The sequence below is a fragment of the Pseudooceanicola sp. HF7 genome (genome assembly GCF_011806405.1).
GTDB lineage: Bacteria > Pseudomonadota > Alphaproteobacteria > Rhodobacterales > Rhodobacteraceae > Pseudooceanicola.
Genome location: NZ_JAATOW010000019.1, coordinates 16747 through 42430, shown reverse-complemented (window position 1 = coordinate 42430; position 25684 = coordinate 16747). Strand labels below are relative to the sequence as shown.

At 64.5% G+C, this 25684-nt stretch carries 28 protein-coding genes and 1 pseudogene; 14 read left to right on the top strand and 15 right to left on the bottom strand.

Annotated elements, in window-relative coordinates:
* Nucleotides 1-9: 9 nt before the first annotated feature.
* Nucleotides 10-477 carry a transcriptional regulator NrdR gene (nrdR, locus tag HCZ97_RS11985; protein WP_167688954.1) on the bottom strand — a complete coding sequence of 156 codons (468 nt, stop codon included), beginning with the start codon at nt 475-477 and terminating at the stop codon, nt 10-12.
* Between the two features lie 247 nt (nt 478-724).
* Between nrdR and HCZ97_RS11980 the strand changes: the two genes are divergently transcribed.
* Genes HCZ97_RS11980 through HCZ97_RS11970 form a run of 3 tightly spaced genes read left to right on the top strand, consistent with a single transcriptional unit; the run spans nt 725 to nt 3258 of the window.
* Nucleotides 725-2134 carry a cytochrome ubiquinol oxidase subunit I gene (locus HCZ97_RS11980; protein WP_167688953.1) on the top strand — a complete coding sequence of 470 codons (1410 nt, stop codon included), beginning with the start codon at nt 725-727 and terminating at the stop codon, nt 2132-2134.
* A 12-nt stretch (nt 2135-2146) separates the two neighbouring features.
* On the top strand, nt 2147-3151 hold the full coding sequence (gene cydB / locus HCZ97_RS11975) for a cytochrome d ubiquinol oxidase subunit II (RefSeq protein WP_167688952.1): 1005 nt from the start codon (nt 2147-2149) through the stop codon (nt 3149-3151).
* Nucleotides 3151-3258: a DUF2474 family protein gene (locus HCZ97_RS11970; protein WP_167688951.1), complete on the top strand. Its 108-nt coding sequence runs from the start codon at nt 3151-3153 to the stop codon at nt 3256-3258. The genes cydB and HCZ97_RS11970 overlap by 1 nt, the downstream gene beginning before the upstream one ends.
* Nucleotides 3259-3265: 7 nt before the next feature.
* Here HCZ97_RS11970 and HCZ97_RS11965 read toward each other — a convergent pair whose 3' ends face one another.
* The 4 genes and pseudogenes from HCZ97_RS11965 to HCZ97_RS11950 all read right to left on the bottom strand — a co-directional run bounded on the left by HCZ97_RS11965 (nt 3266) and on the right by HCZ97_RS11950 (nt 6058).
* Entirely contained in the window at nt 3266-4246 is a 981-nt protein-coding gene (locus HCZ97_RS11965) for a GGDEF domain-containing protein (RefSeq protein ID WP_254871499.1), read from the bottom strand.
* Nucleotides 4247-4284: 38 nt separating this feature from the next.
* A complete protein-coding gene (locus tag HCZ97_RS11960; RefSeq protein ID WP_167688950.1) occupies nt 4285-4872 on the bottom strand; it encodes a heme NO-binding domain-containing protein in 588 nt (195 codons plus the stop codon).
* 54 nt (nt 4873-4926) lie between these two features.
* Nucleotides 4927-5214: pseudogene (locus HCZ97_RS20835) on the bottom strand (hypothetical protein); the annotation flags it as partial.
* Nucleotides 5215-5341: 127 nt separating this feature from the next.
* The gene (locus HCZ97_RS11950; protein ID WP_167688949.1) at nt 5342-6058 is read right to left on the bottom strand and encodes an HAD family hydrolase; all 717 of its coding nucleotides are present in this window, start codon (nt 6056-6058) and stop codon (nt 5342-5344) included.
* 117 nt (nt 6059-6175) lie between these two features.
* Between HCZ97_RS11950 and HCZ97_RS11945 the strand changes: the two genes are divergently transcribed.
* The gene (locus HCZ97_RS11945; protein ID WP_167688948.1) at nt 6176-6634 is read left to right on the top strand and encodes a MarR family winged helix-turn-helix transcriptional regulator; all 459 of its coding nucleotides are present in this window, start codon (nt 6176-6178) and stop codon (nt 6632-6634) included.
* Between the two features lie 12 nt (nt 6635-6646).
* On the opposite strand, the gene HCZ97_RS11940 is transcribed toward HCZ97_RS11945, so the two are convergent.
* Nucleotides 6647-6928, bottom strand: coding sequence for a DUF3572 domain-containing protein (locus HCZ97_RS11940; protein ID WP_167688947.1), 282 nt, complete (start codon nt 6926-6928; stop codon nt 6647-6649).
* 104 nt (nt 6929-7032) lie between these two features.
* Between HCZ97_RS11940 and HCZ97_RS11935 the strand changes: the two genes are divergently transcribed.
* Complete coding sequence (locus HCZ97_RS11935) at nt 7033-8469, top strand: diguanylate cyclase (protein ID WP_167688946.1); 1437 nt, start codon at nt 7033-7035, stop codon at nt 8467-8469.
* Nucleotides 8470-8537: 68 nt separating this feature from the next.
* Here HCZ97_RS11935 and HCZ97_RS11930 read toward each other — a convergent pair whose 3' ends face one another.
* From HCZ97_RS11930 to HCZ97_RS11915, 4 genes are all read right to left on the bottom strand, one after another.
* The gene (locus HCZ97_RS11930) at nt 8538-8999 is read right to left on the bottom strand and encodes a periplasmic heavy metal sensor (protein ID WP_167688945.1); all 462 of its coding nucleotides are present in this window, start codon (nt 8997-8999) and stop codon (nt 8538-8540) included.
* 61 nt (nt 9000-9060) lie between these two features.
* The gene (locus tag HCZ97_RS11925; protein ID WP_167688944.1) at nt 9061-9456 is read right to left on the bottom strand and encodes a hypothetical protein; all 396 of its coding nucleotides are present in this window, start codon (nt 9454-9456) and stop codon (nt 9061-9063) included.
* The gene (locus tag HCZ97_RS11920) at nt 9449-10042 is read right to left on the bottom strand and encodes an RNA polymerase sigma factor (protein ID WP_167688943.1); all 594 of its coding nucleotides are present in this window, start codon (nt 10040-10042) and stop codon (nt 9449-9451) included. The genes HCZ97_RS11925 and HCZ97_RS11920 overlap by 8 nt, the downstream gene beginning before the upstream one ends.
* A 181-nt stretch (nt 10043-10223) precedes the next feature.
* Entirely contained in the window at nt 10224-10814 is a 591-nt protein-coding gene (locus HCZ97_RS11915; protein ID WP_167688942.1) for an EF-hand domain-containing protein, read from the bottom strand.
* A gap of 237 nt (nt 10815-11051) precedes the next feature.
* Here HCZ97_RS11915 and HCZ97_RS11910 point away from each other — a divergent pair, with 237 nt between their 5' ends.
* The gene (locus HCZ97_RS11910) at nt 11052-11471 is read left to right on the top strand and encodes a DUF983 domain-containing protein (protein WP_167688941.1); all 420 of its coding nucleotides are present in this window, start codon (nt 11052-11054) and stop codon (nt 11469-11471) included.
* Nucleotides 11472-11500: 29 nt separating this feature from the next.
* The gene (locus HCZ97_RS11905) at nt 11501-12175 is read left to right on the top strand and encodes an NUDIX domain-containing protein (protein WP_167688940.1); all 675 of its coding nucleotides are present in this window, start codon (nt 11501-11503) and stop codon (nt 12173-12175) included.
* On the opposite strand, the gene HCZ97_RS11900 is transcribed toward HCZ97_RS11905, so the two are convergent.
* Together HCZ97_RS11900 and HCZ97_RS11895 are read right to left on the bottom strand one after the other, a co-directional pair.
* Nucleotides 12172-13065, bottom strand: a complete 894-nt coding sequence (locus HCZ97_RS11900; RefSeq protein ID WP_167688939.1) for a DMT family transporter — start codon at nt 13063-13065, stop codon at nt 12172-12174. The two genes, HCZ97_RS11905 and HCZ97_RS11900, sit on opposite strands and share 4 nt — an antisense overlap.
* A 229-nt stretch (nt 13066-13294) precedes the next feature.
* On the bottom strand, nt 13295-14341 hold the full coding sequence (locus tag HCZ97_RS11895; RefSeq protein WP_167688938.1) for an aldo/keto reductase: 1047 nt from the start codon (nt 14339-14341) through the stop codon (nt 13295-13297).
* 169 nt (nt 14342-14510) lie between these two features.
* On the opposite strand from HCZ97_RS11895, the gene HCZ97_RS11890 reads away from it, so the two are divergent.
* From HCZ97_RS11890 to metG, 4 genes are all read left to right on the top strand, one after another.
* Complete coding sequence (locus HCZ97_RS11890; protein WP_175581714.1) at nt 14511-15323, top strand: ImuA family protein; 813 nt, start codon at nt 14511-14513, stop codon at nt 15321-15323.
* Nucleotides 15314-16540, top strand: coding sequence for an MFS transporter (locus tag HCZ97_RS11885; protein WP_167688937.1), 1227 nt, complete (start codon nt 15314-15316; stop codon nt 16538-16540). The genes HCZ97_RS11890 and HCZ97_RS11885 overlap by 10 nt, the downstream gene beginning before the upstream one ends.
* A 115-nt stretch (nt 16541-16655) precedes the next feature.
* Nucleotides 16656-17411 (top strand): SDR family NAD(P)-dependent oxidoreductase, encoded by a 756-nt coding sequence (locus HCZ97_RS11880; RefSeq protein ID WP_167688936.1) that lies wholly within the window; start codon nt 16656-16658, stop codon nt 17409-17411.
* A gap of 243 nt (nt 17412-17654) precedes the next feature.
* Nucleotides 17655-19370: a methionine--tRNA ligase gene (metG, locus tag HCZ97_RS11875; protein ID WP_167688935.1), complete on the top strand. Its 1716-nt coding sequence runs from the start codon at nt 17655-17657 to the stop codon at nt 19368-19370.
* Between the two features lie 267 nt (nt 19371-19637).
* On the opposite strand, the gene HCZ97_RS11870 is transcribed toward metG, so the two are convergent.
* Both HCZ97_RS11870 and HCZ97_RS11865 read right to left on the bottom strand, forming a co-directional pair.
* On the bottom strand, nt 19638-22202 hold the full coding sequence (locus HCZ97_RS11870; RefSeq protein WP_167688934.1) for a methyl-accepting chemotaxis protein: 2565 nt from the start codon (nt 22200-22202) through the stop codon (nt 19638-19640).
* 204 nt (nt 22203-22406) lie between these two features.
* Nucleotides 22407-22976, bottom strand: a complete 570-nt coding sequence (locus HCZ97_RS11865; RefSeq protein ID WP_167688933.1) for a hypothetical protein — start codon at nt 22974-22976, stop codon at nt 22407-22409.
* A gap of 206 nt (nt 22977-23182) precedes the next feature.
* Between HCZ97_RS11865 and HCZ97_RS11860 the strand changes: the two genes are divergently transcribed.
* On the top strand, nt 23183-23329 hold the full coding sequence (locus HCZ97_RS11860; RefSeq protein ID WP_167688932.1) for a hypothetical protein: 147 nt from the start codon (nt 23183-23185) through the stop codon (nt 23327-23329).
* Between the two features lie 65 nt (nt 23330-23394).
* On the opposite strand, the gene HCZ97_RS11855 is transcribed toward HCZ97_RS11860, so the two are convergent.
* The gene (locus tag HCZ97_RS11855) at nt 23395-23940 is read right to left on the bottom strand and encodes a DUF6151 family protein (RefSeq protein WP_167688931.1); all 546 of its coding nucleotides are present in this window, start codon (nt 23938-23940) and stop codon (nt 23395-23397) included.
* Nucleotides 23941-24254: 314 nt separating this feature from the next.
* Between HCZ97_RS11855 and HCZ97_RS11850 the strand changes: the two genes are divergently transcribed.
* Together HCZ97_RS11850 and HCZ97_RS11845 are read left to right on the top strand one after the other, a co-directional pair.
* Nucleotides 24255-25235, top strand: a complete 981-nt coding sequence (locus HCZ97_RS11850) for a tripartite tricarboxylate transporter substrate binding protein (RefSeq protein ID WP_167688930.1) — start codon at nt 24255-24257, stop codon at nt 25233-25235.
* A 3-nt stretch (nt 25236-25238) separates the two neighbouring features.
* Nucleotides 25239-25682: a tripartite tricarboxylate transporter TctB family protein gene (locus HCZ97_RS11845; RefSeq protein WP_167688929.1), complete on the top strand. Its 444-nt coding sequence runs from the start codon at nt 25239-25241 to the stop codon at nt 25680-25682.
* Nucleotides 25683-25684: the final 2 nt, after the last annotated feature.

Genomic DNA, 25684 nt, shown 5'->3' with positions numbered 1-25684 from the left:
CAACCGCCCTTAGTCATTCGGCGGAACGTTGGGCCGCAGCTCGCTGACAAACTTGTCAAAATCGTCTGCCGCCTGGAAGTTCTTGTAAACGCTCGCGAAGCGGACATAGGCCACCGTATCGATCCGGGCCAGCGCCTCCATCACGATCTCACCGATCACCTTAGAAGCGATATCCGTCTCCCCCATGCTTTCCAGGCGCCGCACGATGCCAGAGATCATCTGGTCGATGCGCTCCTGCTCCACGGGCCGTTTCTGCATGGAAATCCGAATCGAGCGTTCCAGCTTGTCGCGGTCAAAGTCCTCGCGACGTCCGTTGGACTTGATGACCACCAGATCGCGCAGCTGCACCCGTTCATAGGTGGTGAAGCGGCCCCCGCAGGCCGGGCAGAACCGACGCCTGCGGATGGACACGTGATCCTCCGCCGGCCTCGAGTCTTTCACTTGCGTGTCGATATTGCCGCAAAATGGACAGCGCATCGAATGGCACCCCTCTACCTCCGCCCCGCAAGATATGGGGCAGCTCCGATTTATCCACAGCCACTATAGGGGGTCCACTGTAAATTGGGTAGCGCGTAATTTAATGGCCCAGATATACGCTTTTAGTGTCGGTACTTACCTGCAACAGAGTGCCACAGCGGCGCGTCGCCACGCTACAATCTGTCATGTCGTATTTGCACATCCTCAGCGTAGGTTTAACCTGGGTTAACCAGGCAAGGATGTCCAAATGCTCGAAAGCGTCACAGCAGAGACCCTGGCACGTATCCAGTTCGCGTTCACGGTCTCTTTCCACATTATCTTCCCCGCCTTTTCAATCGGCCTGGCCAGCTACCTTGCCGTGCTCAACGCGATGTGGCTGCGAACGCGGGACGACACCTATCTTACCCTCTTCACGTACTGGAAGAAGATATTCGCGGTTGCCTTCGGGATGGGCGTCGTTTCCGGGATCGTGATGTCCTACCAGTTCGGCACCAACTGGGCGGTCTTTTCGGACAAGGCCGGGCCCATCATCGGCCCGCTCATGGGGTACGAGGTGCTCTCGGCCTTCTTCCTTGAGGCCGGTTTCCTGGGGATCATGCTGTTCGGACGCAACCGGGTGGGCGATGGGCTGCACATGTTCGCCACGCTGATGGTGGCGGTTGGCACGCTCTTCTCCGCGACATGGATCCTGGCCGTGAACTCCTGGATGCAGACGCCGACGGGCCACGCGATGAATGACGTGGGCCAGTTCGTGCCAGCGGACTGGTGGGCGATCATCTTCTCTCCGTCCTTCCCCTACCGCCTGGTCCACATGGTTCTTGCCGCTTACCTGACCACGGCGCTTGTCGTTGGCGGCGTCGGCGCCTGGCACCTGCTGCGCGACCGTCTTGATCCCTCGGCGCGCCGAATGTTCTCCATGGCGATGTGGATGATCGTCATCGTGGCGCCCATCCAGATCTTCGCGGGCGATCAGCACGGCCTCAACACGCTGGAGCATCAGCCCGTCAAGGTCATGGCAATGGAAGGTCACTTCGAAAGCCACCCCGACGGCGCACCGCTTGTCCTTTTCGGCTGGCCCAATCAGGAGGACCAGAAGATGGAATTCGCGGTCGAGATCCCGAAACTGTCCAGCCTGATCCTGAAACACCAATGGGATGCACCGCTGAACGGTCTGGATACCGTCGCAAGGGAAGACCAGCCGCCCGTGGCCATCGTCTTCTACGCCTTCCGCGTGATGGTCGGGCTGGGGTTCTGCATGTTGGCCCTGGGGCTCTGGTCCGTGACGAAACGGGCCATGGGACGCCTTTACGAAAGCCCCTGGCTGCACCGCTTTGCCCTCTGCATGGGGCCGATGGGGTTCGTCGCCGTTCTGGCCGGCTGGATCACGACAGAGGTCGGCCGCCAACCCTGGACGGTCTACGGCCTGCTGCGCACCTCTGACAGCCTGTCACCCATCCAATTGCCGGCGGTCGCGACCTCTCTCGCGGGCTTCGTGGCTGTCTACTTCTTCGTCTTCGGGGCCGGCACGCTTTACATCCTGCTGATGATGGCCAAACCGGCAGCAACGCCGAAACTGGGCCTGCGCGATGGTCCCATCCGCACGGCGGGGATTACCCCCGTTCAACAATCCGACCCCGATGCCCGTCATGATGACTGAGGAGCGCCAAAAATGATCTTCGATCTATCTTTCATCTTCGCCGGGATCATCGCTTTCGCGGTCCTGACCTATGTCGTGCTCGACGGCTTTGACCTGGGGATTGGCATCCTTTTCCCTCTGGCCACGGATCACAAAGAGCGCGGCCTGATGATGAACACCGTCGCGCCGGTCTGGGACGGGAACGAAACCTGGCTGGTGCTTGGGGGTGGCGGCCTGTTTGCCGTCTTCCCCCTGGCCTATGCGGTGGTCATGCCGGCGCTCTACATCCCGATCATCTTGATGTTGTTGGCCCTGGTCTTTCGCGGCGTTGGCTTTGAATACCGCTGGCGATCGGAGCGCTGGCAGCCCCTCTGGGACACGGCCTTCTTCGGTGGCTCGCTCGTGGCGACCTTCATGCAGGGCGTGGCGCTTGGCGCGCTGGTGCAGGGGATCGAGGTCGAGGGCCGCGCCTATGCCGGCGGCTGGTGGGACTGGCTTTCCGCCTTTTCGATCGGGACCGGCGTCGCCCTGGTGCTCGGCTACGGATTGCTGGGCGCGACCTGGCTTGTCATGAAGACTGAAGGCCCGTTGCGGGACCAGATGCGCCGCCTGGCGATCAAGCTTGGGGCGGGCACCCTGATTGCGATTGGCGCCGTCAGCCTGGTCACGCCCTTCCTGCACCCGCAGTACCTTGGCCGCTGGTTCACCTTCCCAGCCGCCTGGTATAGCGCCGCGGTTCCGTTGCTGCTGCTGGTCGCGGCCGCGCTGCTGTTCGACGGGCTGCGCAAGGGCAAGGACGTTCAGCCCTTCCTGGCCGCGCAAAGCCTTTTCGTGCTCAGCTTCATCGGCATCGGGATCAGCTTCTATCCCTACATGGTGCCGCCGAACCTGACGATCGCAGAGGCGGCCGCACCGGATGAGAGCCTGCGCTTCATCCTGGTCGGAGCGGTCGTGCTGGTGCCGATCATCCTTGCCTATACCGCCTATGCCTATTGGGTCTTCCGCGGTAAGATCGATCCGGAAGAAGGCTACCACTGATGCGGCAATCACCCAAACGGCTCATGTGGTTCGCCGGCCTTTGGCTGGCGGGTGTCTTGGCCGTGGGGGTTCTGGCCCTCGTCATAAAACTGGCCCTGCCCTACTAAGGGCAGGTCACCGTCCGGTCAGCCCCTCCGCATGGGGCACGAAAAAGGAATGCCGTGCCCGCCCGGACTCCTTTGACCCATAAAGAGCCGCATCCGCATCCGCCAGCATCTGCTCTGCCTGCGGTGCCGCGTAGTAGCTGGAAAGGGTCGTACCGAGAGAGCAGGAGATCCGGCACTCCTGCCCCTCGAACATCACCGGCTCTTCCAGCCGGTCGATCAGGCGGGCGGCGATTTCCTCGATCCGGGCGGGGCGTGTCAGGCGGGGGAAGATCAGCACGAACTCATCCCCGCCCACGCGCGCCACGGTATCGGCCTCTCGCGTTTCCTCCACCAGCACCTTGGCCACTTGCTGCAGAACGGCATCCCCGGCGGCATGGCCATGGGTGTCATTGACCTGCTTGAAGAAATCGAGGTCCATATGGCTGAGCGCAAAATCCTGTCCACTCCGGATCAGGCGGGCCAACACGTGATCCATGGCCCGGCGGTTCTTCAGTCCGGTCAGGGTGTCTGTATAGGCCTGTTCCTCTGCCGCCATCTTCGCGCCCTGCAATCGCAGCCCCAGTTTGCGATAGGCCTGGGTCACGGCTGCATTGGCCTCTGCCAGGTAAAGCAGTTCGATCGTCAGATCCGTAGGAGCGAAATCCCCGCTGTGCAGCGGGTAGGTCTGCAAGGCATCTCCGAAGGCGATCCCGAAGGCCGCGTTCACGATGGCACCGCCATCCTCCAGCGGAACGACCACCGCCTTGAGCGCCGTGCGCGGCTCATCGCGCAGACGCAGGCGCAGCTTCTGACCGGCCTGCGCCAGCAGATCCGGCATCGCGCTGATCGAACGACGCTGGTTCAGCTCGAACAGGTCGAGAAAGCGCAACCCCTCAAGCTGCCTGCCAGGCCGCAATTTCTGCATCGTCGGTCCGACACGGCGGATCAGCCCATCGGCATCCAGGCGCACATGCATCGGGAAGAGCACATCCATCGCTTCCGGGCTCATGCGAACCGGGGAAAGCGCAACGTTTTCCTGCGCACCGTTCATCCGGTGCGCACCCCAAGCTCGAACCGTTTGCCCTCGGAAAAGCGGGGTTCCACCAGCGTGATCTCTATGCATTCGCCCTGCCCCCCCTCGCCAAGGTGATCCAGCATGACCAGCGCGCCATAATCATCGGCCATGGCACGCAGCACGCCGACCAGCACATGCCCCATTCCGGGCAAGCCATTGCCCGTCGTCAGCGTGAAGCGGCTTGCCTCTTCCTGGCGCAGGTCCAGCGCGGGCAGTTCAAGGTCCGGGACGGCCAGCCGGGTGCGGTCCGGAAGATCTTCCAGCGAAAACAGGAAATCCTCGTAACAGACCCCCGCAAAACGCAGCAATCGCCTGACGCCGCGGCTGTTCTCGTGGGACACAAGATAGGTCCCGATATCTTCCAGGAGCACCTCGCGCGGGCGGCTCAGGCGGGCGGCGGCGGCATCCAGAACCAGGCCCGTGATCTCGTCATCATAGGCCAGCATCGCCTCGAACTCCTTGGTCGGCAGATCCGCCGCCAGAACGACATCACTCCAGACGGCCTCGCCGTAGGTGTCCCGCAGAAAGGACTGGATGGATTTGTTGATCAAACCGTGCATGTCGTCATTGCCCGCCACTTTCGGCCAGCATCGCCTCAGAGGCTTAACATCACTTCAACAAGTGCCGCTCTTCCTACGCGATCCTTGCGAGGACGGGCTTGGAAATCCGAGGGGGCGCCGCCCGATTCCTTGCGCCTTAAAAAGAAGTCCAAAAGAGCGGCGTCCGGCGTTGGCGGCGGCGGGAAGTCCTTCAATATCAGCAATTACTTGGCATGGGCTCTTTCGACGGCCTAGACTGCGGGACTGCTCCCAAAATTCGTAACTGCGCCAATCGGACAGGAAGGGGTGGTAAACGGCCATCGTATAGCCGGCCTGCTTTTGCTGGATGCCGAAGACGTGACCGCCTTTCCCGTTACATCGCGGAACGCCGGTCTCAGCCCATCAACGGGTTAGGACCGCTCAGCGAAGGCCAAGCCGCACCACTGTCCGCGCCGCACGTCAGGTCAGCAGGCGATGTGGAAAGATCCTGTTAACTACGTCCGGGCTGCTCCGACCCGTCCTGGCGCAGCCAATCGGGAAGATGGCCAATATGCGGCAGGACAACATCGGCATAGGGCGTCAGCTCATGCGCGTCCGCCATCCCCGTCAGAACCGCAACCGTCTGCATGCCGGCCGCGCGACCTGCCAGCAGGTCGTGGGTACTGTCACCCACCATGACCGCGTCGCCCGCCAGGTGGCCACCATGCTCCAGGAAAGCGCGCAGGGGGGCCGGATCGGGCTTTGCCCCATGACCACTGTCCGCGCCGGCCACGAAGGCAAAGCGGTCAAGCACCCCTGCCGTGCTCAGCTGCGCGCGCGCACTGACTTCACTGTCATTGGTCATCACGCCAAGCGCGATTCCGTCGCCCGCCAACTCATCAAGCAGCGCCTCGAGGGGGGCTGCGGGCACCAGGAGCGTATTGGCCGCAGAGGCGATCAGGAGATCCTCGATCTCTTCCAGGGAGCTTTCGGGCAGAACCCTGCGGATCAGGCCTGCGACCTCGCGGTTCGTCCCGGCAATCACCGCGCTGTCAGGATGGAAGCTGCCTGTCGACAGATCAAAGCGCATCGCCTCTGCCAGCGCGCCAGCCAGGGTCGCATCCCCCTGCGAAAGCACCTGTACCACCTGAGCCGCCCAGGCGTTCCATGTCGCACCAAATTCGAACAGCGTGCCGTCCTTGTCGAAGAGTATCGCCGTGATTGCCATGCCTGCCCTCTGTGCCCATGCCTTTCTGCAACCTGCTGCATCTCGATCATTGGCGCAAGCGCCGCTCAAGGGCGCGTGGCGCTTGACTTTTCACGGCGCGTCAGGCTGAAAACGCTCATGCATTCCCAGCCCCCCGGATATCGCCTGCACCAATCGCTCGGCTACTGGCTGTCCCTGGCCGCGCGCCTTCAGGAACGTCGCCTGGATGAGAAACTGCGTGAGATCGGGCTGACCCGGATCACCTGGTGCATCCTGCTGGGCCTGGCCAACGAAGGGCTTACCCAGCCGTCGGAACTGGCGGATTTCGTGGGCATCGATCGCACGGCAACCTCGCGCGCCCTGCGCCAGATGGAGGCCGCCGAACTGATCGAGCGCCGCTTCGGCACCGATGACCGCCGCACCCGGCAGATCTCGCTGACCGAAAAGGGGGAAGAGGCGGTGCGGCTTGGCACCCCCTTCGCGCAAGAGAATTCGAACGTCATGACCGATCGTCTGGGAGAGGCCGATGCAGCCCGGTTGGTCGCCCTTCTCAAGGAATTGACCGAAGGCGAAGAGGCGAACCTTCGCCACCTCTAGGCAAGCGCCTGCTCAGGTCCAATGCACCTGTTCGCCGCCGGGCAAGGCCATGCGCGCCTGCATCGGCTGATCATAGGCCAGGCCCGAAGCGTCGCAGCACGCTTTGACCCAGGCGTCGTCCATCAGCAGAAAATCCAGAACAGCCCCAAGGAATTCAGGGGTTTGCGCCGCCTCGCGCAGCTCATCCACGGACAATCCGCTGGATCCCAGGAAGACCGGAAGCAGGTCATCGTTGCCCGCAAGCCAGGCCAGGCAGGTCAGGGCAATCTCTTCCGCGCGCTGCGTGCTTGTCACCAAGAGCCAAGGTTTCCTTTACCAAGAGAAATGGATTCTTAACCAATTTCACCAATTCCTAGGTCAATCAAGCCGCAACAATGACCAAAAAGATCGGGGCGGACATGCCAGGAAGAATTCTGATTGTTGACGATGACGTAACGCGGCGGATCACTCTGGCCGCGCGTCTCTCGGGCGCATTCTATGACATCCGCATCGCCGGATCGGACGAAGAAGCCTTCGCCTTGATGCAGCAATGGAAACCGGGCGTTATTCTTGTTTCCGACCAGCTGAGCGCCCCGACGGTAAGGGATTTCCTGCAACGCATCCGCCAGGACTCCCGGTGCAGCGATACGATCATTTTCGTGGTCACGGCCGCCTGGGCACAGACGAACCGGGCCGAGCTCCTGTCCCAAGGAGCGGATGACGTAATTCCCCGCAGCGAACCGGATGAGGTGTTCCATGCCCGGCTGCGCTCGCATGAGCGTGCCCGCGCCATGGTAGAGGCCCTGCAGCTGCGCGGCGATGGCGGGGACACGCCACCGATGCCCGGCTTCTCCGATGCCACGATGGATTTCACGGGCCGCATTCCCGTGACCATGGTCGCCTCCGATGCGGGCATGGCCGAAGCGTGGAAAACGGCCATGTCAGCAAGCCGCCGCATCCACCATGATATCGTCACACTGGACCAGATCACGCGCACGGAAGAGCTTCGCGACACGCAGGATGACACCCCAAGGCTGCTGGTCATGGGGCTTCAGGCGGGCAACGAAAGCAGGGTCTTCCGGATCATCGCAGAGCTGCGCTCGCAACGCCATCCGCCAGAGACAGAGGTTGTCCTTATCGCGCAAGATCCCAGTCCGCGCTGCGTGTCCCAAGGGTACGACATCGGTGCCAGCGAGGTGATGACCAACGGTCTGGACGCAGAGGAGCTGAATGCGCGACTGATCAACCTGCAAAGACGCCTGGAACGGCGCCGCTGCCTGCGCTCAGCCCTGGCCGATGGCCTGCGGGCCTCGGTGATCGACCCGCTGACCGGGCTCTACAACCGCCGCTTCGCCCTGCCCCGGCTGAACCAGCTTGCTGCGAACGCGGGCAAGGCGGCGGGGTCTTTCGCCGTCTGCATTGCAGATATCGATCACTTCAAGGCGGTGAATGACCGCCACGGCCACCTGGCCGGTGATACCGCGCTGCAATGCCTGGCCGGTGTCCTGCGTGACAACCTGCGGCCCTGCGATCTTCTGGCGCGTCTGGGGGGAGAGGAATTTCTGATCATGCTGCCAGAGACCGGACCCAACGAAAGCCTCTACATCGCCAGCCAGCTTTGCGAGATCGTGCGCTGCTCACCCGTGCCGCTGGACACCCAGCGACCGCCCCTGAACCTGACGGTCTCCATCGGGGTGACCATCGGACAGCTTGGCCAGCGCAGCGCCGAAGAACTTCTGACAGATGCGGATAGCGCGCTTTACACCGCCAAGCGCAACGGGCGGGACCAGGTCGCGCTGCATGCAAGAACCAGCTACCTGTCCGAAATCAGCGGTGAGATGCGGCTGAGTTCCTGAACCTCTCACCCGCAAGACCTGCCCTTGCACGGTAAGCCCCCCGGCAAGGATGCAGGCCTGCCGCTGCCTCAATCGTCGGAGTGGCGCTTTGACAGCGGGCGCCGCAGGACTTCCTCAAGCCGGTCCGCAACGGCCAGCCGCTCTTCCCGGGACATCTCCGCGAGCCGCTCCAGCAAGACCTTCTGGCCCAGCCCCAGGCGTCGCATGGCTTCCTCAAGCTGACGCTCCATGCTGTCTTCCAGCACGTCCGCTTCATAGGGATCGGACCTGAGCGCCCCAAGGATACGTTCGAACTCTGCCCGCACGACATCCCGCTCCGGACGCCGCTCGCGCATCTCGCGCCCGATTTCCCGCCCGATCCAGCGCCGGTCCTCGGGGCTCAGCGCATAGGCAATGACGCCACCGAAGCGATCCGCCCCAGGCGGGCGCGAACGCGGACCATGTTCGCCATGCCCGCGCAGGATCGCACCGCCGACCATGCCGGCAACGGCAAGGTTGAGCGCAAGGGAAATGAAGAAGGCAATCTTCAACCCGCGCCCCCGACGGGGGCCTTGCCTGGGATCCCCTGCAGTCCTTGGTTCGCTCATTCCTCTACCCTTCCCCTTCGTCGAAACCGTAGCCATCCGCGCTGTCGACCACGTAAAGCTCGAAAAGCTCTTCGCTGCTGGCCGTTCCCATGAAAGCCTGCATCCCGTTCTGCACGGCGTCGGGCGGCGTCACACCGATCCAGATCCCGGCAACAGTGGCCGCCGCCAGCCCCGCCAGCGCCGGGATCCCGCCGATGGAGGCAAGGAACGCCCCCCAGCCCGCCCTGCGCCTGGGCGCACGCGGCGGGGCCTCCCGCCCGCTGGCTGCCTGCTCTGCATCAGCCAGGATGCGGGCCGTCAGATCATCGGGCAAGCGCAGGTCCTGCGCACCACGGGCCTCATCGAAGAGCGCCTCCAGCGCCGCCTCGGGAAACAGATCGTCCTTCTTGCCGTCAGTCATCCTGATACCCCAACTCGTCCCGCTTCCCGGCCAGTAGCCGGGTCAGCGCCCTCTTGCCCCTCGCGGTCAAGCTTTCGACCGCTTCGGTGCTGATCTCCATGATCTCGGCAATCTCAGGATTGCCGAACCCTTCCAGGTGGCGCAAGATCACCGCCTGTTTCTGCCGCTCCGGCAAGGCATCCAGCGCAAGCTGCAGCGCATCCAGTCGCGCCCGCTGCTGCAGCTGTTCATCTGCCGGTTCTCCCGGATCTGCCGGTTCCGGCACATCCTCGATATCCTGAGTGCCCCCCCGGCGACGGCGCAGACGGTCCGTGCACAGGTTCGCCGTCACCCGGTACAGCCAGGTAGAGACCTTGGCCTCGCCCTGGCGCCACTCCGGCGCGATCTTCCAAAGGCGCATCATCGCGTCCTGGGTCACATCCTCGGCTTCGGCCCGGTCGCCCAGCATCCGCCAGGCCTGCGACAGCACGCGCGGCCCCAGACGCGCCGTCAGCGCAGCAGCCGCGGCCCGGTCGCCATTGGCAAACAGCACCAACAGCGCGTCGTCCGGTATGGCATCTGGATCGTCGAAGGCCATGTCACTCATACCTCTGCGAGGTATCCCTTCGTGCGGGCCCTGGCAATCGCGTCACCTGCTGGCTGCGCCATGCGCCTCTCCTTGCGGGTCAAGCTTTGACCTGCCGGCGCCAGGGCACGGCGCCGGCAGCTCAGGACCGAATGCCCAGGGTCAGTCTTTGCCCCGGATATCCGGTCCGGCGTAATTGGCCTCAGCCCCGGTCCTGGCCGTGCTTCCAGGGTGCCTCGCGGTGGCCGTCCCGATGGTCACCGCCGTGTTCGCCACGCTTGCGGGGGCCGTGATCCCCATGCGGGTGCATACCACGCTCGGCAAAGCGATCCTGCATGGCCTGGAACTCCTCGGCAGAGATGACGCCATCCCCGTCGCGATCCACGCGACCGAACATCTTTTCCGCGCGCGCGCCCTTCGGAGCCATCTCATCGATCGACAGAAGGCCATCACCATCAGCGTCGCGTTCAGCCAGGAAATGCTTGGCCCGGCGGGCATCGCGCTGCGCTTCCCGCTCGGCCCGCATCGCCTTCATGTGGGCGGCAACGTCCGCTTCGCTCAGCTTGCCGTCCCCATCGGTATCGGCCGCCGCGAAACGTTCCTGGGCGCGGGCCTTCCCATGGGCCTGCATTTCTTCCAGCGTCAGCTCCCCGTTGCCATCGACGTCAAGCTGGCTGAAGTCCAGCGCCCGGCTCGCCGGCGGCGTATCACCGCCCTCCTGCGCGAAAGACGCGGCCGTAAAACCGGTCAGGGAAAGGGCCGTCAGCCCGCTCAGCAAAATGGCCTTCTTCATGGCGTTCTCCTAAACTACCCGTTATCGGATGCGCGCGGTTGTTCCGCCCGTCATCTGCTTCCTCATACGGGCCGGTTCAGCGCTTCCGTCGGCCGCCATCGCGATTTTCTTTCGCCACATCCGAAAGGCATGTTTTGCGACATCGGGACGCGGAGACGTTGCACCACCTAGGAATCCACTCAACCTTGCCCCATGTTCCAGCTTCGACGCAGCCCGACACGGGCGGGAGTTTCAGAGATGCAAGACAGTTCAGATACCGCACAAACCGTCGCCCCCCTTCCAGAGGGAGAGGACCGTCCGGTCATGCCCGCGATCACGCGCGGCTGGCGCCGCCGCTGCCCGCATTGCGGCAACGGTCCCCTGATGCAATCTTACCTCAAGGTGCGCGACAGTTGCCCGGTCTGCGGAGAGGTCTACTCCCATCATCGCGCCGATGATGGCCCGGCCTACCTCACGATCCTGATCGTGGGCCATATTGTGGCGCCCGCCCTGCTCAGCACCTGGCTGGCCTGGCGGCCCGACCCCATGGTGCTCTTCACCGGGTTTACGATTGGCACGGTGGCGCTCTCGCTTTATCTTCTTCCCAGGCTCAAGGGCGGGCTGGTCGCCTTCCAATGGGCCCGCCACATGCACGGATTCGGCCAGGCCAAGACCTGAGGGTCCGTCTGCGCGAAGGAAGCAGACCCATGGGCGATGGCCCCACGATCAGAGATGCGGCAACCGTGATCGCGATCCGCGACCGCACCACGGTGCCCAGGGTCCTGATGGGACAGCGCGGCGCGCAGGCGGTCTTCATGCCGATGAAGTTCGTCTTTCCCGGCGGCGCGGTCGACCCCGGCGATGCGGCGATCCCGCTGCCCCCGCTTGCAGAACCCTGCGCCACGCGGCTGGCCAGCAACAGCCCGCCGGACATGGCACCGGCCCTGGCGGCAGCTGCCATCCGCGAGTTCTGGGAGGAAACCGGCCTGCTGCTTGGTACGCCCGGCGACTGGCCCGACGCGCCAGACGACTGGCGCGACTTTGCCGCCACCGGCCACCGCCCGGATCCCTCCGGCCTCAGTTTCATCTTTCGCGCCGTGACGCCCCCGGGCCGTCCGCGCCGGTTCGACGCGCGGTTCTTCCTGATCGAGGCAGAGACAGCCATCGCCAGCGATCCCGATGACTTCTCAGCTGCCTCGGATGAGCTGTCGCACCTGCAATGGATTCCGCTGTCGGAAATCCGCCGCTTCGACCTGCCCTTCATAACCGAGATCGTGCTGGCAGAGGTCGCCGCGCGCCTTGACAACCCCGGCCCGCCGGACAGCGTGCCCTACTTCGCCCAGGGCGAGGAAGATCAGCTTTTCAAGCGCCTGCGCGGTTAGCCGAACAGGATCAGCGCCAGTACGCTGGCCGTCACCGCGCAGATCCCCAGCAGCTCGCGCCAGCTCACCTTCTCATGGAAGAACAGGACGGATGCGAGCAGGCTCAGCACCACTTCGAACTGGCCGATCGTGTAGACATAGGCGGCGTTCTGCAGCGTGAAGGCCACGAACCAGCAATAGCTGCCAAAGACCGATGTCAGCCCGACCAGCGAGGTGACGCGCCAGCCGCGCAGGACGCGGGTGATCTCTCCGCTTTCCCGCCAGGCCAGCCAGACCGCCATCAGCAACAGCTGAGAGGTCACGACCGCGCCCAGCGTCACCAGCGCGCGGGTCAGCGCCTCGCCCGTCACCAGCAGGGAGGCCCCGCGATAGGTCACCCCCGACACGGCAAAGAAGACGCCGGAGGCAAGGCCAAGCGCCGCGGCGCGGTTGGCAAAGCGCGCCAGCCCCTTGCCGCCCGGGACCTCCGTCATCAACAGGACCCCCACCAGCCCGCAAAGCATCGCCAGCAGCGCCGGCAGGGAAACGAATTCGCCAAGGGCTACGACACCGACGAAAGCGGTGATCAGGACCTCTGTCTTCTTCAGCGTCACGCCGACGGCGAAATTGCGGCTGCGAAACAGGGCGACGACGCAGATCGTTGCCAGGATCTGCGTGATCCCGCCCAGTACGCTTTGCGCCCAGAAGGCCGGCGGCAGGGCGCTCCAGATCTGAGGATCGGCAAGGCCGCTTGCCAGCAGCGCCGCCCAGACCAAGGGCGCCGACCACAGGAAGCGCGCAAAGGTCGCCCCCGAAGGGCTCAGCCCCGTTCCGGAAAGATGTTTTTGCAGCATGAACCGCCCGGTCTGAAAGACCACCGCGGCCAGCGTGAAGAGGATCCATTGCGACATGGGGTGCCTCTTTGCCTATTCTCCGGCGGAAGACCATAGCCTATGCGGAACCGGGTCCCTGGCGTGTCGAAATTATCGCCAGAAGACCTCTGCACAGGACCGGTAGAAATAGCCCCCATAGCGCGTCAGGGAATGCGCCCCGAGCGCGCGCCGCGCCTTCGCCAGAAGGGCCGGGATACCGGGCGCTTTCGGCATCCCGTCGCCCCGCAAGGCCACGATGAGCGCCTGCTCAGAAGGGCATCGGATGGGCCTTGTGCACCTCGTCCAGCTCGTTCAGCACCTCTTCCCCCAGCTTGAGATCCCTGCCCGCCAGGACATGCTTGAGCTGGGCCTGAGTCGTTGCCCCGAAAATGACAGAGGTCGTGAACGGACGTTGTTCCACCCAGGCCAGGGCCATATGCACCGGGTCCAGGTCGTACTTGAAAGCAATGTCCAGGTATTCATCCACGGCCGCGAAGGCGCGTTTGGTCTTGCGCCCGCCCAGTTCCGGGCTGACCGTGATGCGGGACCCCGCGGGCTTCGCCCGGCCCTGGTACTTACCCGTCAGCAGGCCCGTCGCCAGCGGAGAAAAGGCCATCAGCCCCACGTCCTCGTTCAGGCAAAGTTCGGCCAGGTCGGTATCGAAGCCGCGGCACAGCAGCGAATATTCGTTTTGGATCGTGGCCGCCCGCAACCAGCCGCCGTTTTCCGCCAGGCGCAGCCATTGCGCCATGCCCCAGGCGGTCTCATTGGACAGGCCGAAGGCGCGGATCGTGCCGCGCTTGCGTTCCTTTTCCAGCGCCAGCAGGCATTCCTGCATGTTCTCGATCACGGCCTTGGGGTCCTGCCCCGAGGGATCGTAGGACCAGTTCTTCCGGAAATGGTAGGATCCGCGATTGGGCCAGTGGAACTGGTAAAGGTCGATGTAATCGGTCTTGAGACGACGCAGCGCGCCTTCGATCTCTTCCGGGATGGACTGCGCCGTGATCGGTGCCCCCTCTCGGACATGTTTCATGCCCTCACCGGAATGCTTCGTGGCGATCACCACCTCGCTGCGGTGGCCGCGGGATTTCTCCAGCCAGAGGCCGATGATCCGCTCCGTCCGCCCGATCGTCTCTTCCTTTACCGGATTCGTCGGATACATCTCCGCCGTGTCCAGGAAGTTGATCCCGTGCTCCAGCGCGGCGTCGATCTGCTTATGCGCTTCCGAACTGCGTGTCTGTGTGCCCCAGGTCATGGTGCCTAGGCAGTAGGTCGAGACTTCTATGCCTGTGCGGCCAAGCTCTTTCATGCGCATTTTTCACCCGTCCATCGCCATCATTTCGCAATATCCACGGAAAGTTACGAAATTCCTGCCTCGCGTCACCCGGAAACCTTCATTTTTCGGTCAATCCCGCCTTTTCGCCACAGTGGCGCCTGCCTGGTCAGGCTTGAGAACATTTAGCGAACATTCTACATTTCATCTCATGCAGACCGATCATCCCCTGCTCTCCCGCCGTCCGGGCCCGAAGATCCCCCGCCTGTCTCTGGACCGCGCGGCAGAGGTCAGCTTCCGCCTGATCCGCCTGCATGAACTTTGCGGCCCCGCGCGGCAGGCCCTGGCCCTGATGCTTGCGGACCGCACCCTGGCGCAGGCCGATACCGGCGCGCCGATCTACTGGATAACCCTCGTCCGGCAGAAGGAAGAGCTGCACATGGAAGGTCTGCCGCCATTCTGCGATCCCAGCCGGCTTGTCTTCGTGAAACTGGAAAAGCCCGATGACGCGCTCTGGGCGCTGGAGGAGGTCCTGCGCAGCGGCGCCGTGCCCCTGGCCGTGGCAGAACTGCCAGAGCCCCCGGGCCTGACCCAGGTGCGCCGCCTGCACCTTGCGGCAGAGACCGGGGCAGCAGCCCATGGCGAGCGCCCCATGGGATTGATCCTGACCCCCGGGAATGGCGGCGCGCCCGGGATCGAAACGCGTTGGCACATGTCCTCGGACCACGCCAGCCCGGCAGAGGGCGGAGAGCGCTGGCAGCTGGATCGCCGCCGCGCCCGCATGGAGCCCCCCCGAAGCTGGGCCCTGCAGATGGGGCGGGAGGGACCGGAACTGGGGCCCTACCCGCCCGTGAAACAGCCCCCTTCGCAAAAGGGCGCAACCGCACCGGCACCCGACATGCCAGCGGCAGGACTTCCGGACACCAGATGTCAGGACGCAGGCGGCGCAGAAAACCGTCACCCGATGTCGCCAACAGGCGGCACAGCCGGACAGGAACGCCCCAAGACGGGGGTATGCGACTGATACTCAGCCTCTCGGCCCTCTTCCTTTCCGTCATCCTGCTGCAATTGTCCTCCGGTACGGTCGGCCCGCTGGACGCGCTTTCCGGCGTCGCCCTGGGCTTCTCCCGCGGAGAGATCGGGATGCTGGGATCGGCGCATTTCCTTGGCTTCTTCGTGGGGTGCTGGGGCGCGCCACGGCTGATGGGCCGGGTCGGCCATGCCCGCGCCTTTGCCGCCTTCACGGCCCTTGGCGCCATGGGGTTGCTGGCGCATATGCTGGTGACCGATCCCTATGCCTGGGCGCTGATGCGGGTCGCCACCGGCATGTGCATCGCGGGATGCTACACGGTGATCGAAGGCTGGCTCATGGCCCGGATCGAGAACGCCGAGCGCGGCAAGGTGACCGGGATCTACCGTGTCGCGGACATGAGCGCCTCTCTCGGGGCGCAGCTGCTGGTGGGGATCCTGGCGCCCGCCTCCTATGTCTCCTACAACCTGCTGGCCATCCTGTGCTGCGCGGCCCTGCTGCCGCTGGCGCTGTCCCGCGCCCCGGCCCCGGCGATGCGCGAAGCCCCCCGGCTGCGCCCGGCGCTTGCCTGGCAGCTCTCGCCGCTGGCGGTGGTGGCCGTGATGGTCTCGGCACTCTCGGGGGCGACCTTCCGGATGATCGGCCCGATCTACGGACAGGAGATCGGCCTCGACAAGGGACAGATCGCCTGGTTCCTGGGGCTTTACGTCCTGGGCGGCGCGCTGGCGCAATATCCCGCAGGCTGGCTTGCGGACAAGTATGACCGCCGCTGGGTACTGGTCTGGATCTCGCTGTCGACCATGGTGACCAGCCTGGCCTCTGCGCTGACCTCCGGCACGCCCTCAAGCGCGCAGATCAATGCCTTCCTCTTCGGCGCGGCAAGCTTTCCGATCTATTCCATCGCCGCCTCCCACGCCCATGACTTCGCCGAAAGCACCGAACGGGCAGAGCTTTCGGCGGCCCTGCTGTTCTTCTACGCGGTGGGGGCCATTGCCTCTCCCTACCTGGCTTCGCAGCTCATCACGCTCTGGGGTCCGGCGGCGATCTTCGGGATGATCGCCCTGGGGCACGCCGCCCTGCTGGCCTACGGCTTTGCCCGGATGCGCGTCCGCCCCTCGCGCCCCATCGGCGAACGCACGCGCTACACCTACGCGCCGCGGACCTCTTTCGTGATCGGGCGGCTGCTGCGCGGACAACGTGAGAAATCCTGAAAAGGGCCCTTATGCAGACCCGCCCCGGGCAAAATCGCACCATGCCCAGCCGTGAATTCGCCCAGGGCGTGATTATATGAAGTGCAGGGACAGCAGAGATGAAAGGAGTTATCTCATGGACCTGACATTCAACGGAAAAACCGCCATCGTGACCGGTGCGGCCTCTGGCATCGGCGCAGCCATCGCCGAGGAACTGGCCGCCTCCGGCGCCACCGTCATCGTCGCCGACCTCCAGAAGGAAAGCGCGCAGGCCCAGGTCGACAAGATCACCGCCGCCGGCGGCAAGGCCCTGCCCTATGCCGCCAACGTGGCAGATCCGGAAGCCGTCGCCGGGCTGGTCGATTTTGCGACCTCCGAAACCGGCGCGCTGCACATGATGGTCAACAATGCCGGCATCGGCGGCGCCCAGGCGCCCGTGGGTGAATACCCGATCGACAGCTGGAAACAGGTGATCGATGTGAACCTCAACGGCGTCTTCTACGGGATGCGCTACGCCATTCCCGCGATCAAGGCCGCGGGCGGCGGCTCCATCGTGAACATCGCTTCGATCCTCGGCTCCGTCGGGATTGCCGGATCGGCCGCCTACGTGACCGCCAAGCACGGGGTCGTCGGGCTGACAAAATCCGCCGCCATCGAACATTCCAAGGAAGGCGTTCGGATCAACTCCGTCGGGCCGGGCTTCATCCATACCCCCCTGGTGGACAGCAACCTGGACGCCGACACGCAAGAGGCGCTTTCCGGGGCCCACCCCATCGGGCGCATGGGCACCCCGGAAGAGGTCGCCTCGCTCGTGGTCTACCTGCTGTCGGACCGCGCCAGCTTCGTGACCGGCTCCTACCACCTGGTCGACGGCGCCTACACGGCCCAGTGACCCCGCCTGCTAGATCACCCGTTTGATCGCGCCCCGCCCCGCTTCCCTTGCGAAGCGGGGCCTTTCATTTCAGCGCAAGTCCCGTGCCCGCCGCCACCGGGATAAAGCACAAATCACCTTCCCCCTTCACAGTCGCACGGCCGGATGCCACAAGGCTTCCTCTGGGCTTCCTCTGGCTCCCCTCTGGCGCTCACCGCCCCGGAATTGTATGGGAGGCCGAAACCGCTACGCGAAGGGCATTCCATGGCACGGCACCTCATCACCTCGGCCATTCCCTATATCAACGGGATCAAACACCTCGGCAATCTCGTGGGCTCCCAATTGCCCGCCGATGTTTTCGCGCGCTACCAGCGCGGCCGCGGCAACGAAGTGCTCTTTCTCTGCGCGACGGATGAACACGGTACGCCCGCAGAGCTTGCCGCCGCCAAGGCCGGCAAGCCCGTCGCGGACTACTGCGCCGAAATGCACGATATCCAGGCCGGGATCGCGGAAGGCTTCCGCCTGTCCTTCGATCACTTCGGCCGCTCCTCCTCGGCCCAGAACCACGCGCTGACCCAGCAATTCGCGGGCGTTCTGGCAGACCAGGGGCTGATCCGCGAAGTCTCTGAAACCCAGATGTATTCGCCCACCGATGGCCGCTACCTGCCCGACCGCTACATCGAAGGCACCTGCCCCAACTGCGGTTTCGACAGCGCCCGTGGCGACCAATGCGACAATTGCACCAAGCAGCTGGACCCGGTCGACCTGATCAACCCGCATTCCACCGTCTCCGGCGCCACCGACCTGGAGGTGCGCGAAACCAAGCACCTTCACCTGCGCCAGTCGGAAATGAAGGCAGAGCTGGAGGCCTGGATCGACAGCAAACACGACTGGCCGATCCTGACCACCTCCATCGCCAAGAAATGGCTGAATGACGGCGACGGGCTGCAGGACCGGGGCATCACCCGCGACCTGGACTGGGGCATTCCCGTGCGCAAGGGCGAAGAGCCCTGGCCCGGCATGGAAGGCAAGGTCTTCTACGTCTGGTTCGACGCGCCGATCGAATACATCGCCTGCGCGCAGGAATGGGTCGATGCCGGCAAGGGCGATGACTGGGCCCGCTGGTGGCGCACCGACAAGGGCGCAGAGGACGTGACCTACACCCAGTTCATGGGCAAGGATAACGTCCCCTTCCACACGCTTTCCTTCCCGGCGACGATCCTGGGCTCGAAAGAGCCCTGGAAGCTGGTCGATTACATCAAGAGCTTCAACTACCTGAACTACGAAGGCGGCCAGTTCTCCACCTCGCGCGGGCGTGGCGTCTTCATGGACCAGGCGCTGTCGATCCTGCCGTCGGACTACTGGCGCTGGTGGCTTCTGTCCCACGCGCCCGAAAGCTCCGACAGCGAATTCACCTGGGAGAACTTCCAGGCCTCCGTGAACAAGGACCTGGCGGACGTGCTGGGCAACTTCGTTTCTCGCGTGACCAAGTTCTGCCGCTCCAAGTTCGGCGAAGCCATCCCCGAAGGCGGCAGCTACGGCCCGGAAGAAGAGGCGCTGATCGCCGATATCTCTGCCCGGCTCCAGCGCTACACGGCCAACATGGATGCGATCGAGATCCGCAAGAGCGCGCAGGAACTGCGCGGCATCTGGGCGGCCGGCAATGAATACCTGCAAAGCGCGGCCCCCTGGGCGGCCTACAAGGAGGATCCGGACCGCGCCGCCGCGATCATTCGCCTGTCGCTGAACCTGATCGCGCTCTACGCCAAGATCTCCGAACCCTTCATTCCGGATGCCTGCGCCACGCTTCGCGACGCCCTTGGCCAGACCGGCGATCAGCCCTGGCCCGATGACGCCGGCGCGGCGCTTTCGGCCCTTGCGCCCGGGGCGTCCTTCACGGTTCCCGAGAACCTCTTCCGCAAGATCACCGATGAAGAGCGTGACAGCTGGCAGACGCAGTTCAGCGGCAAGCGCGACTGAAACTGGACGGCACCCGGCCCCGCAGTTCAGCGGGCCGGGCCTCCGCAGGCTTGACCGGGCTAGCCGCTCAGACCGAGCGGCCTCACCAGACCCGGATCAGCTTCCAAGGTTAGGGCTTTCAGAAAAGCTCCGGTTCACCGGCCCCGAGCGCAAGTTGCGCCGCAGCCGCCCTCCTGCCCCGCTCGCCATGACCCAAACCGCATCAGGCCCGCGCCGTTTCCGGCAGCGGGCCTGTTTCTTTGGCTCTGCGCGGACCAGCGCCCAAGCTCAGGTCTCTTTCCACTTCTGGGCCGTCTTGCCTGCCGGCGCGGCCCCGCCGCCAACCGCCACAAGATCCGCGACCTTTTCCCGGCCAGGCCCTCCGGCGGTGCGCTTCCGGCTCTTGCTGCCCCGCGGCGCATTCACCTTGAACTTGCTGGCCGCCTCCACCAGGGAATTTGCCTCCGAGGTCAGGGAATGGCTGGCCGCGGTGGTTTCCTCGAACATGGCGGCGTTCTGCTGGGTCACCTGGTCCAGGTCGTTCATGGCCGTGTTGATCTCGTTCAGCCCCATCGACTGCTCCCTCGCAGAGGTGGCAATGGCCGACACCCGGTTTGAGATATCCACGACCGAGGTCACGATATCGCCAAGCGCCTCCCCCGTCCGGTCCACCAGGTCCACGCCCGATTTCACGTGATTGCCGCTGGCAGAGATCAGGGCATTGATCTCTCGCGCCGCTTCGGACGACCGCTGGGCAAGCGCCCTGACTTCGGTCGCCACGACCGCGAAGCCCCGCCCGGCATCCCCGGCCCGCGCGGCCTCCACCCCGGCATTGAGCGCCAGAAGATTGGTCTGGAAGGCAATGTCGTCAATCACGCTGGTGATTTTGGAAATCTCCTGGGACGAGGCCCGGATCGCATCCATGGCCTCCACCGCCTGGCGGGCGACGGTGCCACCGGTTTCCGCCTTGGCCTGCGCTCCGGCGGCGATCTGGCTGGCCTCATCCGCGCCGGACGCGGCCGATTTGACCGAAGCCGTCAGCTCATCCAGCGCCGCGGCGGTCTCTTCCAGCGTTGCGGCCTGTTTCTCTGTCCGCTGCGCCAGGTCATCGGCGGCATTGCTGATTTCCCGAGTCTCTCCCTGGATCGATTCCGTGTTCTGCACCACGGCGCACATGGCCCCGTGAAGCTCTTCCACCGCCTGGTTGAAATTGGCGCGAAGCTGCTCGTAATCGGCCCGGAACGGCTGGGTGATCGTGCTGGTCAGATCGCCCTGCGCCAGGCTTCTCAGGCCGACCTTGAGCGAGTTCATCACCAACTGCTGCTGCGCGGCCGTCTCCTTGCGCTCGCGGTCTGCGGCCTCCATCGCCAGGTGGCTCTCCGTGATGTCGGAGCCAACGAAGACGCAGCGTTCGACAGTGCCGTCCGGATCCATGATCGGCGTCAGGCTGCCCTGGAAGAAGAGCTCCTGATCCCCGCCGGCCTGAAGCACGAACTTGCCGGTCAGGGACAGCCCCTTGCGAAGCTCCACGAAAGCCGCCTTGGCCTCTTCCTCCGTTTCTCCGACCTGGGTCAGCACCTTGCTGCGGCGCAGGCCGCGCATCGTCTCGACCGAGGGGCCGGCCATCTCTGCCAGCCGCCGGTTCCAGCCGGCCAGGTTGAAGTTCTCATCGAATTCCACCCGAACCTGCTGGGTGTCGATCGCCGCAAGCACCGCCTCGTTCAGCTTCTGCTTGGTCACATCCTGCAGCTCGATCACGTAGCCAAGCACATGCTTGTCCTCGGCGCTAACCGAATCCACCGACACCAAGATGCGGGCCTCCCCCCATTTCAGCTCTGTCTGGCGCGGCAGGGCGGCGCGTCCACTGCTGACCTCCTCGAAGAAAGCATCCACACCCGGGAACCGCTTCATCGGCTGCCCTTGCAGGTCCTTGGGATCGAAATCCGTCCAGTCGCCGCGGATCACCTCCTTAAGGTGCTCAAGCAGCTTCCGGCTTGCGCCGTTCACGAAGGCGATGTCCATCTTGTCATCCAGCAGGATCATCGCCGCGCCTGAGGTCCTCAGCGCCTCGCTCTTGAACGCATTTTCCATCTCCGTCGCCCGGGCCGCCTGAAGATCCAGGCGGAATTCGTCCAGGCGCTTGGCAATGCCCCCGATCTCATCCGCACGCCGGGTGCCATGGATCACCGCGTCGAACCGGCCCTTGGCCACGTCCCCCATCTGGTCGGTCACATGCCGCAGCGGGACAGAGATCGACCGGTAGAACAGCACCGCCGCGATCCCGACCGCCACCAGGAAGACCCCGAAGGCCATAAAGATCGCGTTGATGCGGCCCGCCAAGGCAGCAGCCATGCGCTCACGCACGTCCCATTGGGTCACGAAGGCACCGGTGATTTCCTTCGCCGGGCCATAGCGTGCCGGATAGGCCCAGATCAGGTTTTCCATGTCGACCTGCGGGCTCTGGGTGCGGATCGCGGCTTCGGCGGCGCGCCGGGCCGCCACAACGTCAAAATCCTGGATCTGCAATTCGGTCAGCGTGCTGCCATCGGCGCGCACGGACATGGCCCCGCGCAGGTCGCCCCCGACACCACCTGCGAAGCCCTCGATCAGCTCGTCCACGGCTTCGGGCCGGTTGAACTTCAGCGCGCCGCCAACCTGCCCCGACAGCCCCGCCGTGGCCTCGTTGCCGCGGATCGCCGTCCACTCCACGATGGACTGGCGTGCCTTGGACATCGCGATCAGCTCCGTCGTGGTGACCACGGAGAGGATGCAGAGCGCAACGATGAAGGTCGCCCGGAAGAAGGTCGAGCGAAAGAAGGGAATGGCGCGGCTGTCTCTGGCTGATCGTGGCATGCTGGTTTCCTTGATCTGGCGCGATGGTCCGGGGATCTGGCGCGGTCTTCCTGCCCCGGCTCTGTGCCGGCGCGATCCGGCCCGGCGCTTGGTCAGACGATGACCGCCGGGACAAGCCCGGCACATCGCGGGGCGCGCGCCTTCATAGTCGCTGGCGCGAAGGCCTGCGGCCCCTGTCGATCAGGGGCCCGCAGCGCGGTTGCCTCAGTACAGCATCTCTGCATTGAGCCCGACGGTCATCGCCCCGATGGGATCACCGGTTTCCGGATCGGAGATCGTCAGGGAGACCTGGCCAACGTAAGACTGCACGGATTCATCGAATTCGACCTCGTCCACGAAGACCGCACCGCGTCCCACGCCATAGGTCTGCTGGAACTTCGCCTCGTCGCCCTGCCAGTAATCCGAGGTTGCCCCACTGGAGGCAACGTTCAGCCCGTGCTCATCCATCACGAAGACTTCGAAGATCGTGCCGGCAGAGTTGTCCATCTGATCGCGCAGGAAATCCGCGGCCGGGTTTTCCAGCACCGGGCGGATCGTCGGCTGCGTGCCGCTTCCCACTTCGGCGCGCCAGCGCAGGTCCGCGGCATCGATCCAGGCCTGGTCGACATCGGCATGGGCGGTGTTCTGGGCGCGCACGGCCTCAATGATGACGGGCGAGAAGGCCCAGACAAGCAATTCGCTTTCCAGGTAATCACGCATCGAGGCTTCATAGGGGTTGGCAAAACAGGGCGCGGCAGCAAGGGTCAGCGCAAGACCCGCAAAAATCGATTTCATGTGGTTTCCCTTCATCCAAGGCATTCTTCGCCCGGCACCTTGGAAGAAAAGGATTGCGGCGGGCTTAATGCTCCAGCGCTTCCGCCGCCGCGAACTGTCTAAAATCCATCGGGAAACAGCGACCAGCCCGTGCCCGTCAAGGCCAGGCGCCCTCCCGCGCCACGGCTTCACGCCGACATGGCGAAATAGCCAGCAAAGATGTCCTGATGACCAGCTACTCCCTGAACACCGACATCACCTGCCAGGTGGGGCGCAGAACGCTCGCCGCACTCGAATGTCGACTTCGGACCGGGTTAGGAGAGTTCATCGGCCGCAATGGCAGATACGGCTTGCCGACACATAGCGACAAATGAATGCTTCCAAACCTCTCCCTGGCCAAGATGCCAGCCCCTCGGCGCGGGGCGCGGCGCCTGTGACATCACTCCGGCAGCGGCACTTTCGGGCCGATCGGCTTGCCGGCATCATCGAAGAACGGGTTCCGCCGCCAGCCACCGGAAAGCCGCGACTTCACAGAGCGCAGGGCAAATTCCCTCAAAAGGCGCCCCTTGCCATATTTTTTCTCTGGTACGGGGCCCGTGGCGCACTCTTCGAACACGCGTATCTTGATCGGTGGCAAAGCATCTTTCTGCGAAAGATAGGCCGCCTGAAGCGTCATGAACGGAATGGCCCGTGTCGGCAGGGTATTGGCAAGCGGCGAGTGACAGCAGGTCGTGAACCACCGCGCGGGCCCCTTGCCTGTCATCCTCGTCCAGGCGACCTTGTCCGCGCCTTTCACGAACTGCGCGGCTTCGGGCGCGACCTGGTAAAGATCGCTGCCCCCAGCTTCATCAAGAATGTCACTCGCGCCAAGACGCGTGGCGTAGGCGCGGCAGCTCTTGCAATAGCAAACCGCGCGCGTGCCGCCGTCCGGTGCGACGGTCAGCGCGACCTGGCCGCATTTGCATGTCCATGTGGTGCTGTTCATGGGGACCAGGATGGCAGCCAGGAGGGGCGGAAGGAAGGGTCTTTCTGCCCGTCGCCCCGTCTTTCGACGGTGAGGCTGACAAAATGCCGCGTCCCGCAGGAAGCTCCCCAATGCGGGCGCCCCGCCACCCGCGTCCCAGCCCGGCTGTCGCACATGGCTGCGGCGGCTGCTCCCCCCGTCCCGGCCACCGAGTCGCGCCCGATCTCCCCTTGGTGCGGGATGTTTGACGGCACCTTGCCAATGCCTGCACTTTCCGCGATTTTGCGCGCGATTGACGGCTCTTTAAGCCAAACATGACTCCGGGAGGTTTCACCATGTTCATTTCGCGTCGCGCAGCCCTTTTGGGCGCTGCAGCCCTTTCGCTCTGCACGCCTGTCTTCGCACAGGAGGCCAGCTGGCCCAGCCAGCCGCAGCATGTCTACGTGGGCTTCCCCGCGGGCTCCTCTCCCGACCTGCTGGCGCGGATCGTGACGGAACCGCTGGCCGAAAAGCTGGGCCAGCCCTTCGTGATCGAAAACAAGCCCGGCGCTGGTGGCATCATCGGCATCCAGCAGATGCTGAACGCGAAGGACCAGGAAAACTCCTTCGCCACCACGATCAACGGCCCGCTGACGACCGCACCGCGCCTGACGCCCAGCCTGGGCTATGACGTCGCGGCGGATATCGCGCCGGTCACGCTGATCGCGACCTCGCCCCTGGTGCTGGTCGTGGCCGCCGATTTCACGGCAGAGGACCTCTCCGGCTTCGTCGAAGCCGCCGGCGAAGAGCCCGAGGCGCTTGCCTATGGCTCCGTCGGCCAGGGCTCCGGCGCGCACCTGACGGCAGAGCTCTTCTCTGATCGTGCGGGCGTGGAAATGCTGCACATCCCCTTCACCTCCTATGCAGAGGTCACCACCGCGATCATCGGGCATGAGATCGACGCCGGCTTCATGGCCCCCTCCGCCGCGATGCAATACGTCGAGGCGGGCAAGCTGCGGATCCTCGGCATCACCTCGCAAGAGCCCTTTGCACAGGCACCCGGCGTGCCGGTCATGGCCGGCCAGGCCGGTCTGCCCGAGGATTTCCGCGCCGAACTGTGGAACGCCTTCATCGCGCCGGCAGACACCGACCCTGCGGTCATCGATCAACTCAGCACCGACATCAACGCGATCCTCGACGATGAAACGGTGCAGCAGCGTCTGCTGGACATGGGCTGGCAGGCTGCCGGCGGCACGCCCGAAGACCTGGAAAAGCGCATCGCCGAAGACACCAAGGTCTGGGGTTCGGTGCTTGACCGGATCGACGCGAAAGACTGATCGATGAAGCGCGATATTCCTGACCTGGCGGGCGGCCTCATCCTGGCGGCCATCGGCCTTTTCGTCACCTTCTACTCAGTGGAACAGTACGATATCGGCACGATGCGCCGCATGGGGCCCGGGTTCTTCCCGGTGCTCCTGGGCGGCACCCTTTCCGTGCTGGGTCTGATCATCGCGCTTCCCGCCCTTGGGCGGCAGGGTGAAGCGATCCGCGTGGCATGGAAGGAATGCCTCGCGGTGCTGGCGGCGATCCTTGTCTTCGCCGCCGGCCTCAACAGCCTGGGCCTGGTGCTGGCGACCCTGATCAGCGTGCTGATCGCCACGCTGGCCACCCCGAACCGCCGGATCGGCTGGCGGATCCTGCTGGCCGGGATCGTCACGACCCTCTCGGTCGGGGTGTTTTCCTTCGGATTGAAAATGACTGTCCCGCTCTGGCCGGGTCTATGAAA

Excerpts from the sequence above, each read along its gene's own strand:
- HCZ97_RS11965 (WP_254871499.1), bottom strand. The coding sequence starts at position 4,246 with ATGAGCCCGGAAGCGATGGATGTGCTCTTCCCGATGCATGTGCGCCTG.
- HCZ97_RS11920 (WP_167688943.1), bottom strand. The coding sequence starts at position 10,042 with ATGAGTGACATGGCCTTCGACGATCCAGATGCCATACCGGACGACGCG.
- HCZ97_RS11950 (WP_167688949.1), bottom strand. The coding sequence starts at position 6,058 with ATGGCAATCACGGCGATACTCTTCGACAAGGACGGCACGCTGTTCGAA.
- HCZ97_RS11860 (WP_167688932.1), top strand. The coding sequence starts at position 23,183 with ATGACCAGCTACTCCCTGAACACCGACATCACCTGCCAGGTGGGGCGC.
- nrdR (WP_167688954.1), bottom strand. The coding sequence starts at position 477 with ATGCGCTGTCCATTTTGCGGCAATATCGACACGCAAGTGAAAGACTCG.
- cydB (WP_167688952.1), top strand. The coding sequence starts at position 2,147 with ATGATCTTCGATCTATCTTTCATCTTCGCCGGGATCATCGCTTTCGCG.
- HCZ97_RS11845 (WP_167688929.1), top strand. The coding sequence starts at position 25,239 with ATGAAGCGCGATATTCCTGACCTGGCGGGCGGCCTCATCCTGGCGGCC.
- HCZ97_RS11945 (WP_167688948.1), top strand. The coding sequence starts at position 6,176 with ATGCATTCCCAGCCCCCCGGATATCGCCTGCACCAATCGCTCGGCTAC.
- HCZ97_RS11910 (WP_167688941.1), top strand. The coding sequence starts at position 11,052 with ATGCAAGACAGTTCAGATACCGCACAAACCGTCGCCCCCCTTCCAGAG.
- HCZ97_RS11880 (WP_167688936.1), top strand. The coding sequence starts at position 16,656 with ATGGACCTGACATTCAACGGAAAAACCGCCATCGTGACCGGTGCGGCC.
- HCZ97_RS11885 (WP_167688937.1), top strand. The coding sequence starts at position 15,314 with ATGCGACTGATACTCAGCCTCTCGGCCCTCTTCCTTTCCGTCATCCTG.
- HCZ97_RS11925 (WP_167688944.1), bottom strand. The coding sequence starts at position 9,456 with ATGACTGACGGCAAGAAGGACGATCTGTTTCCCGAGGCGGCGCTGGAG.
- HCZ97_RS11935 (WP_167688946.1), top strand. The coding sequence starts at position 7,033 with ATGCCAGGAAGAATTCTGATTGTTGACGATGACGTAACGCGGCGGATC.
- HCZ97_RS11850 (WP_167688930.1), top strand. The coding sequence starts at position 24,255 with ATGTTCATTTCGCGTCGCGCAGCCCTTTTGGGCGCTGCAGCCCTTTCG.
- HCZ97_RS11915 (WP_167688942.1), bottom strand. The coding sequence starts at position 10,814 with ATGAAGAAGGCCATTTTGCTGAGCGGGCTGACGGCCCTTTCCCTGACC.
- HCZ97_RS11960 (WP_167688950.1), bottom strand. The coding sequence starts at position 4,872 with ATGCACGGTTTGATCAACAAATCCATCCAGTCCTTTCTGCGGGACACC.
- HCZ97_RS11855 (WP_167688931.1), bottom strand. The coding sequence starts at position 23,940 with ATGAACAGCACCACATGGACATGCAAATGCGGCCAGGTCGCGCTGACC.
- HCZ97_RS11895 (WP_167688938.1), bottom strand. The coding sequence starts at position 14,341 with ATGCGCATGAAAGAGCTTGGCCGCACAGGCATAGAAGTCTCGACCTAC.
- HCZ97_RS11865 (WP_167688933.1), bottom strand. The coding sequence starts at position 22,976 with ATGAAATCGATTTTTGCGGGTCTTGCGCTGACCCTTGCTGCCGCGCCC.
- HCZ97_RS11900 (WP_167688939.1), bottom strand. The coding sequence starts at position 13,065 with ATGTCGCAATGGATCCTCTTCACGCTGGCCGCGGTGGTCTTTCAGACC.
- HCZ97_RS11970 (WP_167688951.1), top strand. The coding sequence starts at position 3,151 with ATGCGGCAATCACCCAAACGGCTCATGTGGTTCGCCGGCCTTTGGCTG.
- HCZ97_RS11905 (WP_167688940.1), top strand. The coding sequence starts at position 11,501 with ATGGGCGATGGCCCCACGATCAGAGATGCGGCAACCGTGATCGCGATC.
- metG (WP_167688935.1), top strand. The coding sequence starts at position 17,655 with ATGGCACGGCACCTCATCACCTCGGCCATTCCCTATATCAACGGGATC.
- HCZ97_RS11890 (WP_175581714.1), top strand. The coding sequence starts at position 14,511 with ATGCAGACCGATCATCCCCTGCTCTCCCGCCGTCCGGGCCCGAAGATC.
- HCZ97_RS11870 (WP_167688934.1), bottom strand. The coding sequence starts at position 22,202 with ATGCCACGATCAGCCAGAGACAGCCGCGCCATTCCCTTCTTTCGCTCG.
- HCZ97_RS11980 (WP_167688953.1), top strand. The coding sequence starts at position 725 with ATGCTCGAAAGCGTCACAGCAGAGACCCTGGCACGTATCCAGTTCGCG.